Below are 15,535 nucleotides of genomic sequence, written 5' to 3'. Positions count from 1 at the left end.
GCAGGGTAAATTCATTCGTTTGATGTTTGTATACTTCTTCACTTTTGTTACTCCTCCGATAACCCGGATACCGTGTCTTTGAACGTTTGGATAAACGCTTCCGCCGCCTTGGATAACACCCTGCCTTGGCGATAGGCAACCACGAGCGTGCGGCTGGGCACAGGTTCTGCGAGCGGAACGTAGACGGGCACGAATTCGCTCCGCGGGGCCCGCGCAATGAAACGCGGCACCAGGGTGATTCCCATGCCTGTGGCCACAAGGGATTGCACGGTTTCGATGTTGTTGCTTTCGAACACGACCTGTGGATCGAACCCAGCCTTTTCGCAAAGGTCAAAGGTCAATTTGCGGAATCCCTGTCCTTTTTTGAGCACGATAAAGGACTCATCGCGAAGCTCTTCCATCGTGACGGGAACCGGATGCTCGGGATCGGCGCGCTTCGCCAGCGGGTGATGAGGCGGAACGGCCAAATCGATGCGCTCTTCCCCGATCGCAACGTAAGACAGACTCGGTTCCTGGAGCGGCAGCGAGAGTAGGCTGAGATCGGCTTTGCCGCTCGCCGTCAGCTTTTCCAGCGCGCCGCCCGCATCCTCCAGCAGGGTGACTTCAATGTCGGGGTAAGCCTGTTTATATGCCGGAAGCACGTGAGGAAGCAGATGTGAGCCCGTGATCGGCATGCTGCCGACGACAACCTTGCCTTTGCGCAGCTGGGAGATGTCGGACATCTCCTGGCGGAGCAGCTCCACGGCATCGACGATTTTTTGCGCCTGCTCCACAAAAGTAACCCCTGCATGGGTCAATTCCACTGTGCTGGTATTGCGCTGAAAAAGCAGCACACCAAGCTCCTTCTCCAGCTTGGACAACTGCTGACTGAGGGATGGCTGCGCAATGTGCAGCTTCTCGGCGGCCCGGGAGAAATTGCGTTCGGCGGCGATCTGCAACGTATATTGAAGCTGTCTTAATTCCATCGTTCTTGTCATTCCTTTCGTTATGCCTACATTATAATCATTCCCCGCGAAGAAATCACTTGTCGGGATAAAACGCTCGCAGCTGCCCCGGCCGGGAACGGATTACGGAGCGCAGTCCCTTCAACATCTTTGGGGAAAATACGCAAAGGCCTGCCCCATAACGTTTATTTACACGATCAAATGTCTGGAAAAGCATTGACACACAAGCACCGACAGCGTACTATGTAATTATGATAATGATAATTGTTATCAATAAAACCGCTGCAGCTTGCAATGGTTTATTTGTGTTTCATCCTGTATAGGTAAAACCTATCGCATCTATAGTTTTTATATCTTGGAACAATGAAGAGACGAGTGATATATTTATGTCATTCAAGAGCCGAGCCAATTGAAGACGTCGAAGCTCTTCCAAGGACCGAACTTATGATGGGGTGAAAATGATGAGTAAAAAAACGATGTTTGAGAAAATCTGGGAAAACCACGTAATTCATCAGGAAGAAAACAAACCAAGCATTCTGTACATCGATCTGCATCTTGTACATGAAGTGACTTCGCCGCAGGCGTTTGAAGGTCTGCGCCTGAGCGGCCGCAAAGTCCGTCGCCCTGAGCTGACGTTTGCGACTATGGACCACAACGTACCGACGAAAGACCGTTACAACATTACAGATCCGATTTCCAAACAGCAAATCGATACCCTCTCCCAAAACTGCCGTGACTTTGGCGTGAAGCTGTATGACCTGGACACGCTTGATCAAGGGGTCGTGCACGTTATGGGTCCAGAGCTCGGCTTGACGCATCCGGGCAAAACGATCGTTTGCGGCGACAGCCATACTTCGACGCACGGAGCATTCGGTGCGCTGGCATTTGGGATCGGTACGAGCGAAGTGGAACACGTCATGGCCACGCAATGTTTGCAGCAGGCGAAAGCCAAAACGATGGAAGTGCGCTTCGTCGGCAAGCGCAACCCTGGCGTAACGGCCAAAGATATGATCCTTGCGGTCATCGCCAAATACGGCACGGACTTTGCGACAGGATATGTCATCGAATATACAGGCGAAGCGATTCGCGAACTGAGTATGGAAGAGCGCATGACGGTCTGCAACATGTCCATCGAAGGTGGAGCAAGAGCCGGCATGATCGCGCCGGATGAAACGACATTCGAATACCTGCGCGGACGCGAGTATGTGCCGCAAGGCGAGAAATTCGAAGAAGCTGTCGCATCTTGGAAACAGCTCGTAACCGATGAAGGCGCTGAATTTGACCGCGTCGTTGAAATCGACGTGGAAGCATTGATTCCGCAAGTTACATGGGGCACTAGCCCGGGCATGGGGACGGACATTTCTTCCCGAGTTCCCGTACCGGCTGAACTGCCGACCGAAAACGAACGCAAAGCAGCTGAAAAAGCGCTTGAATATATGGGACTTGAGCCGGGAACGGCCATCACTGACATCGAGATTGACTACGTATTTATCGGTTCCTGCACGAATGGACGGATCGAGGACCTGCGTGCGGCTGCGAAAGTGGCTAAAGGGCACAAAGTATCCAGCGGCGTTACAGCGATTGTGGTGCCGGGATCGGGCCGAGTTAAATTGCAAGCCGAGAAGGAAGGTCTCGATAAAGTATTTATCGAAGCAGGATTTGAATGGCGCGAAGCGGGATGCAGCATGTGTTTGGCGATGAATCCGGACGTACTGCAACCGGGCCAGCGTTGTGCGTCGACATCCAACCGGAACTTCGAAGGACGTCAGGGACGCGGTGGACGTACTCATCTGGTTTCCCCGGCGATGGCGGCAGCCGCAGCGGTCAAAGGCCGTTTCGTCGATGTGCGTGACTGGAATTTCAAAACGGAAGCAGTTATCTAAGAGCAGGGAACGAAGGGAGAACGGAAGATATGGAAGCATTCAAAACATTGCAAGGCATCGTGGCACCGGTTGACCGCGTAAACGTGGATACGGACGCAATCATTCCGAAACAGTTTTTGAAACGGATCGAGCGCACCGGATTTGGACAGTTTTTGTTCTACGAATGGCGCTTTGACGAAGAGGGAAACAACAATCCTTCTTTTGAATTGAACAAACCCCGTTATGAAGGGGCATCCATCCTCATTTCGCGCGCCAACTTCGGCTGCGGATCTTCTCGTGAGCATGCACCATGGGCGATCATGGATTATGGATTCCGCTGCGTCATTGCACCAACGTTTGCGGACATTTTCTACAATAACTGTTTCAAAAACGGCATTCTGCCGATCAAGCTGTCGGAAGAGCAGGTCGAGGACCTGTTCCAGCGCACCGCAGCGCATGAAGGTTATCAGCTGAACGTGGATCTGGAAAACAAAACGATTACGGATGCGCACGGCCTGCACATCGATTTCGATTTGGATGAACATCGCCGCCAGTTCCTGCTGCAAGGCTTGGACGACATTGGCCTGACGCTTCAGCATGATGATGCCATCACGGCTTACGAACAACGTCATGCCGCCAAACTTTTCGGCTAAACCAATGCTTTCCTCAAACTAAACCGTCGGACTGGACGGGGACATTCGTCTCTGATTCAGTCGGCGGTTTTTTTTTTCGATGCAGTCATTATGCCGTCGAAATATGACAACGTTGTAACCGGATTGCAGGACATTATCTGATAAACTGGTTAGTAGATTATGGAAAGATACATACGGACGTTCAAAAGAAAACAGATTGGTGGAGGATTTATGAAGAAATGGTCGACAGCTGTCTTTGCTTTGTTATTCCTCTGTTTGTTGCCTGTAGCGGCACATGCTGCTGACGTCACACCTTCCATTATCATCGATGGCGTCAGAGTGGAGCAAGCTGGAGCACCAGCCGAAAACATCGGCAAAACGGTGATGGTTCCCATTCGCATCGTGTCTGAAAATCTCGGTTATCAGGTGAAATGGGAGAAAGCCACCCAAACGGTATGGGTTGAAAAAAACAACAGCCATATCGAAATGAGCGCAGGCAAGACCTCGGCCACCGTGAATGGTACCGTAGTCAATCTGGATGCTCCTCCTTTGATCAGACAAGGCACGACACTGGTCCCCCTTCGTTTTATCGGTGAGGGCATGGGGCTTCACGTTGGCTGGGATAATGGTACCAAAACCGTCAGTTTGGAAAGCGTCCCGCCTATTGTAGAGAAGGACGAGCAGGAGGAGCCGAGTGAAACACCGATTGCACAAACGGCACTGCTGCAAAGCATCAGTTATGACAATGATCGCTTGAGCGTAGCTGTTGACGGCAGCATCGCTCCGAAGATATCGAGTCTGTCCGAACCGGATCGAATTATGGTTGACCTGCCCGAAACGGCGTTCTCGTCTTCGTTTATCGAAGCACAAGCCGGATCGCCGGATGGCAGCGGCCGGATTGCCGTAAATGACTCCGGCATGGTATCCCAAATCCGTTATGCGTTGTTCAGCAGTTCGCCTTCAACGGTGCGTGTCGTGTTTGACCTGAAGCAGCCTGCGACAGCCAAATGGTCGCTCGGAGATAACAATGTACTGCTGGTAGATTTGACTGGAAGCCTTGGAGAATCGACAGCGGAACCTTCCATACCGGGGAAGGAAGGAAAGCAGGTCGTCGTGATCGATCCGGGACATGGCGGAAGACAACCGGGCGCGGAGAGCGTAACCGGAGCGCACGAGAAGGATTTCAATCTTGCGGTGGCGCTTAAAGTGCAGGCTTTGCTTCAACAGTACGATGCCATTCAGACCGTGGTGACGCGTCAGGACGATACGGAGCTATCGCTTCAGCAGCGCGTTGACATCGCTGAGCTGAATCAGGCGGTGCTATTTGTATCCATTCATGGAAACAAGTTTACGACTCCCGTCCCGAATGGCATTGAAACGTTGTACACCCGCAAGGAAAGCAAGGCATTGGCTGACGTATTGCACAAACACGTAATGCAGGCCACAGGACTTAAGGACCGGGGGATTAAGACGGCAAGCCTTCATGTCACGCGGGAAACAACGATGCCCGCTGTACTGCTCGAGCTTGGGTTTTTGAGCAATCCCGCGGATGAAGCCGTTATGCTTACAGAGGAGTACCAGAATAAATGCGCGCAAGCCATCGTGGATGGAATCGTAGAATATTTGGGCAATTAGCTGGTAATTGTTTCTTGTGTATGATTTAAGAACGCTCGTTGTTTCAAGATGTTTGATGGATAAAACTGGGCGAAGTTTGACATGAAAATGTAGAAAAAGCTTGATTTGACAGCGTTTATTCTCAGATATGTTGGAATATATTCGCAACTTTTGGTGGAAGCGGACGTCTAATGAGGTGTCCGGTAATGCCTAGTTGACCTGGCGGATCAAGGTCATCTTAACATGCGGCAATAAAATGTGAGAATGGTAGGGGTGAAGGATGAAGAAGTTCGGTTTTTTGGCACTGTTATTTGTCTTTGGGCTCGTTTTCCCGGGCTATAGCCATGCGGCCGCAGACACAAAAATTGTTCTTGATGGGAAGGAAATCGTGCAGCCATCCGACGCCAAAGCGGAAAACATCAACAGCAAAGTGATGGTTCCGATTCGCGTTATTTCCGAAAGTCTCGGATACGGCGTGGACTGGCAGCAAAAAACAAGCACCGTAACGATTTCCAAGGATAACACCGTCATGAAGATGGTCGTTGGAAAGAAAACGGCAACCGTAAACGGCAGTAACGTTAGCCTTGATGCCCCGCCAATCGTAAAAAACGGTACTACACTTGTGCCTTTGCGTTTTGTAGGCGAACAAATGGGCCTTAAGGTGGGTTGGAACAACACTACGAAGACGGTAACATTAGTTACCCAGAACTCGGGCTCCGGAAACGGAACGATCACACCTCCGAATGCAGGAAATGAAAGCGGAAGTTCAGATCAGGAAGGTCTTGTACTGGTGAACGCCATCAGCTTCAGCGAAAACCGCTTCATGATCGCCACAAGCGGCAGCACGAAGCCGAATGTTTTCACGATGACAGGACCGGATCGAATCGTTATCGATTTGCCGAACACTGCTTTCGCAGATTCTTTCAGCGAAGGACAAGCCTTGGACAGCAATCAGAATGGACAGCTCGTGGTTAGCGGTTATCCGGATGTGTCGAAAATTCGTTATTCGCTCTATAACAACAGCCCATCCACCATTCGTTTCGTCATTGATTTGACAAGTGCGAAAGGCTATGAAGTGGAGAGCGACTCAGGCCTTGTCGTCATCAACTTGAACAAAGAAGGACAAAACACAACCACTCCAGGTACTGGGGACGGAAAAAAGGTGGTTGTTATCGATGCGGGTCACGGTGATCATGATCCGGGGGCCATTGGTGTTACAGGCAAAAAGGAAAAAGACTTTAATCTTGCAATGGCTTTGAAGGTTCAGGCCTTGTTGAAACAGGAATCAGGCATTAACGTTGTGCTGACGCGCAGTGACGATACGTTTCTTGAATTGAAGCAGCGCGTGAAAATTGCAGAGGACATCAAAGCAGACATCTTTGTTTCCATTCATGCGAATAGCGGTCCTGCTGCAGCGAATGGTGTAGAAACCTTCTATACGCGTTCGACCAGCAAAGCCCTGGCAGATATTATGCACAAACACCTCGTCCAGTCCTCGGGACTGAAAGATCGTGGAGTGAAAACGGCAAGTCTTCATGTAACCCGTGAGACAACCATGCCGGCGGTATTGCTGGAAGGCGGATTCCTCAGCAACGCAAGCGACGAGGCCGTCCTGTTCACCGAAAGCTTCCAGAACAGTGTGGCCAAAGGCATCGTAGCAGGGATCAAGGAGTATCTGGGAATCAATTAAGGGTTGTTCCTTATGATAGGAGGCGGAGTTAAGATGAACAAAAAGATATGGATTGCAGCATTGCTAGTAACAGTGATGGCAGTTGCTGCCGGATGTGGCAGTAAACCGACAGCAGCTCCAGCTCAGACCCAAGGTGAGACAACCGAGAACAATGTGACCGAGACAGAAGGCGAGACGCAAATTACGGATCCCGTAACGGCAGATCCGGAGCAAAACTCGACCGGAACGGATACGGTGACACAGAATGGATCGGAAGGCGGTTCTACGGGGTCTGCGAATACAACCGATTCTACGAATACTTCGGGCAACGGAACGAATGCGAGTTCACAAAGCTCCGAAACCAAAGGGAATTCCGAAAGCGTAAAGCAAGAAACGATCAAAGTGTTTTTCACGGACCCGGAAGAGCTTGAGCTGCACGAATCGACAGCCGGCATTTCATATGCGAGCGACCAGGATAAGTACAAGTCCGCATTCGAAGCGTTGCAGCAAAGCAGCGACGAGAAGCTTGTCCCGCTCTGGGCCAAGGAAATTGAACTCAAGTCCGTCACATTCAAAGAAGGCGCGTTAACGCTTGATATCCACATGCCCGATACGGCACGTTTGGGTGCAGGCGGCGAGTCTTTTGCTATCGAGGCTTTGAAAAATACGTATTTCCAATTCGACGAAGTGAAGTCCCTTGACCTGCTGGTTGACGGCAAACAGCTGGAAAGCCTGATGGGACATGTCGATCTGGAACATCCGATGACGAAATAATTCGGTTACGAAAAGGATGGCACGCTGTCAATTGTGAGTCTACGGGGAACGACCGTTTACATGAGAGAGGGGAATCATAGGTGACTTTTAAATATAACAATCCATCACACTCGAAAAAAGTAATGTCCGCCATGCTTGCAGGCATGATGGCCCTGAGCGGCGGAGGTGCCGCACTGGCTGCCGAATCCACCGAAACGGGACAAGGACAGCCAGCGGCAACCACCACTTCGGCCGCACCAACAGGCCTGTTTAGCGATATTAAAGCAGGATACTGGGCTGAAAAACATGTATACAAGCTGGCATCCCAAGGGATCCTTCTCGGAAATAACGGTCTGTTCCGTCCGGGAGACGCCGTAACGCAGCAAGAAGCCGTAACGATGGCCATCCGTTTCATGAATAAAGAAAACCAGTTGAATGACGGCACGACTGCAGCATTACCGACAAACATGGAAGTGAGCAACTATTTCAAGCCGTATGTCGCATTGGCGCTTCAACTGGGGCTTATTAATCAAACCGAAGAAACGGCTGCTGATGTAGCGAATACAACCTGGGGCCAAAAACCGGCATCCCGGGAATGGACGGCAAAGCTGCTGATCCGCGCTTTGGGCAAAAATGACGAAGCGAAAGCGCAAAATGCCCAGTCCACAGGATTTGCTGACAATGACAGCATTTCGGACAGTGCCAAAGGTTATGTAAACCTTGCTGTCAGTCTTGATCTGGCCAAAGGTGTAGACGGAAACAAATTCAATCCGACGGGGACCGTTACGCGTGCGCAGCTGGCAACGTTTTTCAGCCGCGGCGAAGGGTTGACGGACACGGCCTACCCCAACACGTACACCGGATATGTCACAGGTTTGAAAGAAAATCAAATCACGCTGGTTGCCAATGGAAAAACGATGAATTTCACGGTGAACTCCAGTACTCCGTATTTCACCAAAGACAGTGAAGTACGCGCTGCCGGACCCAATGTGCAATTGTACACCAAAGTGCTGATTGTCGGAGGATCGAATGGTGCTGCTTCCTATGTCGAATTGCTGGACGCTACCCCTCAAGTAGAGAGCGTGGAAGGCACTTTCGCGCGCGCTTTGTCCGGCAACAAAGTCGGCATCTTTGTCGGTGAAAACTACGAGACATATGCGTATGATGAGTCTACGGCATTCATCGACCAGAACGGGAATGCAATCAAGGTTTCCGACATTACCGCGGACAGTACGGTTGAAATTCAGCGCGAAACGTTCTCTGCTGACAAAAAAACCGTTGTTATTCGGGTGAAATCGGGCATCGTGAACAAAAGCGACAGCGGTACGGTAACCGAGGTCAATCCTTCGGGCAAAACGATCAAAATCACGAATGCTGCCGGCCAGTCGGAGCAGTACACGTACAATGACAACCTCATCATTCGTTATCGTGACCGTATTTTGCCTGTTGCCGAGCTTACTGCAGGCAGTGCCATCAAGTACACGGTGAAGGATAGCGTGCTGCAAACGGTTGAACTGTCGCAAGGCGTAGAACAAAACGTACGCGCTACGCTGGTAGAGATCGGTGGCAATCAATCCACGCTGACGTTTAAGCGGGAGGGTGGTTCTCTTGAAGCCAAATTGCTGGTTGACCAGCCTGAAGTGATCATTAGCGGCATCGAAAAAGCAACGCTCAGCGATCTGATTACCGATGCAGACAATGGGGATCAAGTCGAATTGACGTTGAACTCCGATGACCGCGTGACACGCATTCAGGTCGTGAGTCGTCAGATGGAGCCGATGAACGGCGCTTCAGTCGTATCGTACAACAGCAAAACGAAAGTGCTGACCGTGCTGGACAGCAACAAAAGACCGTACGTGTTCACGCTGGACGAAAAAACGAAGCTGGACTATAATGCAGCAAAACCAACGCTTGCCGGGCTGGAGACCCTTCTGAATGAAGGCCGCAAAATAGACCTGACATATGTGGGTACTCGCGCACTGTCAGTGAAAGTCATTTATAAATACGAGGGTACGCTGAGCAATATTGACACGGCGAACAAAAAGATCAGTCTGCTGTCCAATAACCAAACGGTGACGGTGGCGTATTACTCGGTGCCAACGATCGAAATTTATAACAAAGCGGGTGCCGGACTAAGCGATCTGAAGGTAGGCGATTCCGTTACGATCACGCTGAACGGAGCTCAAGATGCCGTGCAGAAGATTGCGCTGAATACAACAGCTCAATTCGAAATATTGTCCATTGAAACCAATGGCCGCATTCTAGTAAAATCCGATTTGTTGACCAGCCACTTCTATGTGGACCAAGCTGTGCTCACCGGAGAGAATGGTCAATCGATCACTGCGGCTCAATTGGCAGCAGGCAATCTGATTAATGTTACATTTGAAGGAACGACGGCAAAAGCGGTTCAGGTCGTTAAGCGTACACTGGGCCAAGTGACGGCGGTGGATGCAAGTTCTGTTACATTGAAGTTGTTCAATGGACAAACCGAAACCGTGCCTGTGAGCGGAACGATCAAAGTGCTGAAATCCGGTTCGACGCTGACGACGATTGGAAGCCTGACGGCAGGAGATCGCGTGGAAGTGACGAAAGATACGGACAATTCCACGCGTTTTCGTGTAATGACCGTAGCAAACAGGCAGTTCTGGTCGTATGATGCCGTGGGCAATCAAATTTTGGTAAAACGGGAGTCCACTTCCGACACCAATTACCGTTTCGCACTGTCATCGGGCACATATGTTCATCAGGGTGACACGACTTTAAGCGTGCAATCTCTCAAAGATAATGATAATATTGTATTGTATCTTTTGGGCAACGTGGTCCTGGAGATCCAAAAACAGTAATCAATTATTTTCGAGGATCAAAAGAATGACCGTCTTGATGCGGGATCTTTCCCGCATCAGGACGTTTTTTTTGCAAGCGAACCGGCGTCCACACCGCCCTGACTCGAATCGGGCATTTGATTAATAAGCCCATATTGTGTGGTGATTTTGCGGGAGGTAGCTCTTCATGAATGCAGCAACGGTAAGACATATCCTTGATACGATGGCAGCCATGTTTCCGGATGCGCACTGTGAATTGAACCATGAGAATGCGTTCGAATTGACCGTAGCTGTCTTGTTGTCTGCCCAGTGTACCGACGAAACGGTAAACAAAGTCACCGCAGACCTGTTCCAAAAGTACAAAAGCCCTGCCGATTATTTGGCTGTGCCTTTGGAAGAGCTTGAGCAGGATATTCGGCGGATCGGCTTATATCGGAACAAGGCCAAGCATATTCAGAACATGTGCCGGATTCTGATCGATCAGTACGATGGCGATGTGCCGCAGGAACACGATCAGCTCGTGACGCTGCCGGGAGTTGGACGCAAAACGGCGAATGTCGTTGTTTCTAACGCTTTTGGCGTGCCGGCAATTGCGGTGGATACCCACGTTGAACGTGTATCCAAGCGTCTGGGTTTGGCTGGCTGGGACGATTCCGTCCTTGAAGTCGAGAAAAAACTGATGAAGCGGGTACCTCGGGATGAGTGGACCATCACTCATCACCGATTCATTTTTTTCGGACGTTATCATTGCAAGGCGCAGAACCCCCAATGCGAAGTTTGTCCATTGCTGGACGTGTGCAGGGAAGGGAAAAAGCGTATGAAAACGCCCAAAATCAGGAAAGATAAGGTACGTGGCACCACCTCAAGGCAAAAATTAAATTCTTAATCAGAAGAGGATGAGTAATGATGAAATGCATTTCCGTGTACACAGACAATTTTGAAGCTTTCTCGGACATTTTCGAGCAAATCGTAGACCAGGATATGGCCGAGAATGAAGAAAAAGAAGTAGAAGGCATCACAGTAAGCCACTCCGGCGATGTGCCAGAACATTATTTGGAGCGCATGTCCGTTAAGCCAGAGGTTGTTGTCATGAAAGACAAAGTGAGAGGCATCACGATTTTGCAGCATGGCCAAGTTTTCGAAATTTTGCTGCCTTCGCTGGAGAACGCCGTTTCCTAATTCAGGAACGCATATTGAAATGTTGCATCAATGTTTCTGGGATATGTTCGCACGTCGGGACGGTCACACGCATTGCATGCAACATACTCCCCGTTCATTGGGGATACATAGAAGCAACCAAGCGGGATCGTCGACAGGAGATTCAGCGGCGGCAGACGATAAAACCGACAAGATCGGTTTTATTTTTTTGCAGTCATGTTGTATGCGTTTTCTTGTGGGCGGCAGACCGAGAATGTGACGTATGGGTGAAGGAAGCCAATTCAAATTATGGCAAGGTAATGTTACAATAACGTTTATGCAGGTCAAGTGATACATCGATATTTTCAAAGTTTACAGAGAGAGAGGAAGGCCAACCATGACCAGAACAGTTAACGCGCCCGACTTGGCCAAACCTCTGCTTCCGCTGCGGGCAGCGCTGGAACAGACAGGGGACCAGACAGCTGTACAAGCAATAACGGATCTGATCGGCAAGGCAGAGACAACGCAATTGACGATTGCGTTTTGCGGCCATTTTTCGGCAGGGAAATCGAGTTTGATCAATAGTTTGTGCGGGAAGCGCGTGTTGCCCTCCAGCCCCGTACCGACAAGCGCAAACGTGGTATCGATCCGAAACGGGGAACCGCGCGCACTGATCTATACTGCCGATAACGAAAGCGCTGACATGCATGGGAATTCACATGCTCCGCTTGAAGTATTTCCCGAGCAATTACAGGAGTATTGCAAAAACGGCGGAGCTTACCGCGCCATTGAAGTCTGGGACGATATCCCGATGCTGGGCGATGACGGCGTGCTGCTCGATACGCCTGGGGTCGATTCGACGGATAAAGGGCATAGTTTGGCAACCCATTCGGCGCTTCATCTTGCCGATGTGGTCTTTTATGTTATGGATTACAATCACGTACAGTCCGAAAGCAATTTGTCATTTGCCAAAAGCCTGTCGGATTGGGGTAAACCTTTGTTTCTCATCGTGAATCAAATTGATAAGCACAGAGACCGTGAACTGGCCTTTGATGAGTATGTACGCGGCGTAGAAGCCATATTTGAAGCATGGGAAGTGAAGTATGACGGGCTGCTGTTCACATCCTTGAGGGATAAGGAACATCTCTATAATCAGTGGCAGCTCATTCCGAACATCATTCGCCATCTGCTCGAACAGAAGGAACCGCTTATCCGTCACAGCTTGGCCAGTTCGGCAAGCCATGTTACCGAGCAGCATTTGCTCAGACGAGAGGAAGAGCAGGAAGAAGAGAAGTCTGGGCTGCTTGAGCAAATTGGAGGCCGTGAAGGCGTGGAGCGCCTGGAACGCCAACTGGCTGAGCTGAGCCGCGAAGAAAAAGAGCTGCGTACCAAGCCTTCAAGCGAACGCGAAACATTTCGCGGAGAACTGGAATCGCTCTTGTCGAATGCCAATCTGACGCCTGCGGATATTCGAACAGCGGCAGGTGCATTTCTGGAAAGCCGTAAACCGGGTTTCCGCGTTGGATTTTTGTTCGTGGGGAACAAAACGGAACAGGAGAAAGAACGGCGGTCCACGGAACTGCTGCGCATGCTCCGGGATCAGGCTGGCGGCCAGGTCGAAGTGCACATTCGCACGATGCTGCGGCAATTGGGCGAAAAGCACGGGTTATGGGATGCAAAATGGGAAGAGTGGCTGAATCAGGAGCTTCCCGTTTTGGATGAAGCGATGCTGGATCAGGTTCGCAAGGAAGGGGCCGAAGTGTCCCCTGAGTATGTGCTGCAATTCAGCAAAGAGCTGCGGGGCGAGATCGAGGCCCGCTATCGCCGGTCGGCCATGATGCTGGCCGACCGCCTGCTGGATGCGCTGGGCGCGCAAGGCGAAGCCGCGCTCCAGGCGCTGGACGCCAGCCGCGCAGCGCTGCTGGCGCAATCCGCCTCGGCGGCGCGCCTCGTGGCGCTGGAGCGCGCCACCGAGGCGGAGGCAGCAGGGCTGCGCAGCCTGCTGCCTTCGGCGGGCCCGCTGCCCTCCGGCGTATTGCCGGAGGTGCAGGGCCCGCACGTGCCTGCGCCGGGGCCGGGCGAAGCCCCCGGCCCGCAGGCGGGCACGGCCGCGTCCGTGGCTGCGCAGCCACGGACGGAAGCGCCGCCGCGCGCAGCGGCGGCGCACGGGCACCCGGCGGCTGGCGCTGAACGCCGCCGGCGCCTGGACGCTGCGGCGGCGCGGCTGGAGGCCGCCGCAGCGCTGGTGGAGCCGTACCCCGCCATGGGGTCGGCGGTACGGGACTTGCGTGCACGCGCGGCTTCGCTCGCGGGCGGCACGTTCACGCTGGCGCTGTTCGGTGCGTTCAGCGCCGGCAAATCCTCCTTCGCCAACGCGCTGCTCGGCGAAGCTGTGCTGCCTGTCTCGCCGCATCCGACGACGGCGGCGATCAACCGCATCATGGCTCCGGCCGATGGCGCGGAGCATGGAACCGCCCGGGTCCGGATGAAGACCCGGGCGGCCTTCCAGGAGGATTTGGCGTATTCGTTCCGCCTGCTGGGCCTGGGCGAGCCGGAAGCCGATTGGCAGAAGCGGGTCAAAGGGCTGTCCCCGCAGGACGTGCATCCGGCGGGACGGCCGCATTACAGCTTCCTCCAAGCCGCCGCCGCAGGCTGGGCGGAGACGGAGGAGCTATTGGGACAGGAGGTACACGTCGACCTGGAGGGGTACCGCAGCTTTGTAGCCAATGAGCGGAAATCCTGTTTCGTCGACAGCATCGACCTCCATTACAGCTGCCCGGTCACCGAACAAGGCATCGTGCTGGTGGACACCCCTGGAGCGGATTCCGTGAATGCGCGGCATACGGGCGTGACCTTCAATTATATGAAGAATGCGGATGCACTCATTTTCGTGACCTATTACAATCACGCGTTTTCGCAGGGAGACCGGCAATTCCTGCAGCAACTGGGACGGGTGAAGGACAGCTCCGCCATGGATCAGATGTTCTTCGTCGTAAATGCCAGTGACCTTGCTTCCTCGGAAGAGGAGCTGGAACAGGTGCTTGATCATGTCAGCACTCAGCTTCGCGCCAACGGCATCCGTTCTCCGCGCCTGTTCCCGGTGTCCAGCTTGATGGCATTGGAATCCAAAAGCGACGGCGATGCGGATCGTCTTGCCCGATCCGGGTTTGGCACGTTCGAAGAGGAATTCAACCGTTTTGCCGGACGCGAATTGGCCGATCTGGCCGTGGGCGGGGCTGCCGAAGAGCTGTCCAGAGTGGCGCAGCGTTTGGAGCAGCGCGCACAGGACGCTGCCCAGGGCGAAGAAGTGCTGCAGCGGCGCAGAGCCGAGCTGTCAGCCGGTATGGAGCAGTCCCGAGTTCGGATCGAGGCGTTTGCAGGGCGTACGATGAAAGAGGAGCTTGCGCAGGAAACGGGTGAGCTGTTGTTTCATGTCCGGCAGCGTTTGGGCTTCCGATTGGGCCAGTTTGTGGCTGAAGCCTTCCATCCTTCCGTGTTAAGGGAGGACCGCGGGAACCTGAAGGCAGCTTTTGCTGCTTGCGGCCGCGAACTGCTGCGCATGATTTCCGTGGAATTGGAGCAGGAATTGCTCGCCACGACGCTGCGTCTCGAGCAGGCCGGGAAGTCCTGGATCGCGAAGCAGCTCGCTGACTGCACCGCCGATCTGGAACGATTGCTGGAGGGCATGGATCTGTCGCAGGCGTTTGACGAGCAATGGGCAACGCCCGTGCTGAAAGAGATCCGGTTGGAGGAGCCATCCGGCTGGAAATCATACCAAAGCTATTTCCGTAATCCGAAACAATTTTTCGAAGGTGATGGCAGACGACGATTGCAGGAGGCCATCGAACCGGTCATTAAACAGATGGCTGCGGATGCGCTGCCGGCAGCTCAGGAGCAGCTCGTCGGATTCTACGATGACCGCGTGCGGGCGTCGCTGCGGCAGCAAGCCAATCTCTTGACGGAACGGGTGCAAGAAGCGGCAGCCGCCCTGAATGAAACGATGACAAGCGGCGTGCCTGCCGAAGAGTGGCATAACCTGTCCGTACAAGTTATGGGCTGGAGAAGCGAATAGCGTTTTCATAATGAAATATGTCCGGTCATA

At 52.5% G+C, this 15,535-nt stretch carries 10 protein-coding genes; 9 read left to right on the top strand and 1 reads right to left on the bottom strand.

What is annotated here, in order from left to right; translation table 11 throughout:
* Positions 1-47 precede the first annotated feature (47 nt).
* Complete coding sequence (locus tag RSX24_RS13705; protein ID WP_236419672.1) at positions 48-965, bottom strand: LysR family transcriptional regulator; 918 nt, start codon at positions 963-965, stop codon at positions 48-50.
* 440 nt (positions 966-1,405) lie between these two features.
* Here RSX24_RS13705 and leuC point away from each other — a divergent pair, with 440 nt between their 5' ends.
* From leuC to RSX24_RS13660, 9 genes are all read left to right on the top strand, one after another.
* Positions 1,406-2,827, top strand: coding sequence for a 3-isopropylmalate dehydratase large subunit (gene leuC, locus RSX24_RS13700; RefSeq protein ID WP_236420093.1), 1,422 nt, complete (start codon positions 1,406-1,408; stop codon positions 2,825-2,827).
* A 29-nt stretch (positions 2,828-2,856) separates the two neighbouring features.
* Positions 2,857-3,459 (top strand): 3-isopropylmalate dehydratase small subunit, encoded by a 603-nt coding sequence (gene leuD / locus RSX24_RS13695; RefSeq protein ID WP_236419670.1) that lies wholly within the window; start codon positions 2,857-2,859, stop codon positions 3,457-3,459.
* A 210-nt stretch (positions 3,460-3,669) separates the two neighbouring features.
* The gene (locus tag RSX24_RS13690; RefSeq protein ID WP_343260937.1) at positions 3,670-5,073 is read left to right on the top strand and encodes an N-acetylmuramoyl-L-alanine amidase family protein; all 1,404 of its coding nucleotides are present in this window, start codon (positions 3,670-3,672) and stop codon (positions 5,071-5,073) included.
* A 259-nt stretch (positions 5,074-5,332) separates the two neighbouring features.
* Complete coding sequence (locus RSX24_RS13685; RefSeq protein ID WP_343260936.1) at positions 5,333-6,742, top strand: N-acetylmuramoyl-L-alanine amidase family protein; 1,410 nt, start codon at positions 5,333-5,335, stop codon at positions 6,740-6,742.
* Between the two features lie 33 nt (positions 6,743-6,775).
* Positions 6,776-7,495: a GerMN domain-containing protein gene (locus RSX24_RS13680; RefSeq protein ID WP_343260935.1), complete on the top strand. Its 720-nt coding sequence runs from the start codon at positions 6,776-6,778 to the stop codon at positions 7,493-7,495.
* Positions 7,496-7,575: 80 nt separating this feature from the next.
* Positions 7,576-10,317, top strand: coding sequence for an S-layer homology domain-containing protein (locus RSX24_RS13675; RefSeq protein ID WP_343260934.1), 2,742 nt, complete (start codon positions 7,576-7,578; stop codon positions 10,315-10,317).
* Between the two features lie 166 nt (positions 10,318-10,483).
* A complete protein-coding gene (gene nth, locus RSX24_RS13670; protein WP_339273167.1) occupies positions 10,484-11,182 on the top strand; it encodes an endonuclease III in 699 nt (232 codons plus the stop codon).
* Between the two features lie 20 nt (positions 11,183-11,202).
* Positions 11,203-11,475 carry an NAD/NADP transhydrogenase alpha subunit gene (locus RSX24_RS13665; protein ID WP_236420091.1) on the top strand — a complete coding sequence of 91 codons (273 nt, stop codon included), beginning with the start codon at positions 11,203-11,205 and terminating at the stop codon, positions 11,473-11,475.
* A 355-nt stretch (positions 11,476-11,830) separates the two neighbouring features.
* On the top strand, positions 11,831-15,505 hold the full coding sequence (locus RSX24_RS13660; protein WP_343260933.1) for a dynamin family protein: 3,675 nt from the start codon (positions 11,831-11,833) through the stop codon (positions 15,503-15,505).
* Positions 15,506-15,535 lie beyond the last annotated feature (30 nt).

It is taken from the genome of Paenibacillus hubeiensis (assembly GCF_032334105.1).
GTDB classification, from domain to species: Bacteria; Bacillota; Bacilli; order Paenibacillales; family Paenibacillaceae; genus Paenibacillus; species Paenibacillus hubeiensis.
The sequence above is the reverse complement of the archived record's forward strand: the minus strand, read 5'-3'. Positions and strand labels throughout refer to the sequence as shown.

Coding starts and splice junctions, on each gene's coding strand:
- RSX24_RS13705 (WP_236419672.1), bottom strand. CDS start 965: ATGGAATTAAGACAGCTTCAATATACGTTGCAGATCGCCGCCGAACGC.
- leuC (WP_236420093.1), top strand. CDS start 1,406: ATGAGTAAAAAAACGATGTTTGAGAAAATCTGGGAAAACCACGTAATT.
- leuD (WP_236419670.1), top strand. CDS start 2,857: ATGGAAGCATTCAAAACATTGCAAGGCATCGTGGCACCGGTTGACCGC.
- RSX24_RS13690 (WP_343260937.1), top strand. CDS start 3,670: ATGAAGAAATGGTCGACAGCTGTCTTTGCTTTGTTATTCCTCTGTTTG.
- RSX24_RS13685 (WP_343260936.1), top strand. CDS start 5,333: ATGAAGAAGTTCGGTTTTTTGGCACTGTTATTTGTCTTTGGGCTCGTT.
- RSX24_RS13680 (WP_343260935.1), top strand. CDS start 6,776: ATGAACAAAAAGATATGGATTGCAGCATTGCTAGTAACAGTGATGGCA.
- nth (WP_339273167.1), top strand. CDS start 10,484: ATGAATGCAGCAACGGTAAGACATATCCTTGATACGATGGCAGCCATG.
- RSX24_RS13665 (WP_236420091.1), top strand. CDS start 11,203: ATGAAATGCATTTCCGTGTACACAGACAATTTTGAAGCTTTCTCGGAC.
- RSX24_RS13660 (WP_343260933.1), top strand. CDS start 11,831: ATGACCAGAACAGTTAACGCGCCCGACTTGGCCAAACCTCTGCTTCCG.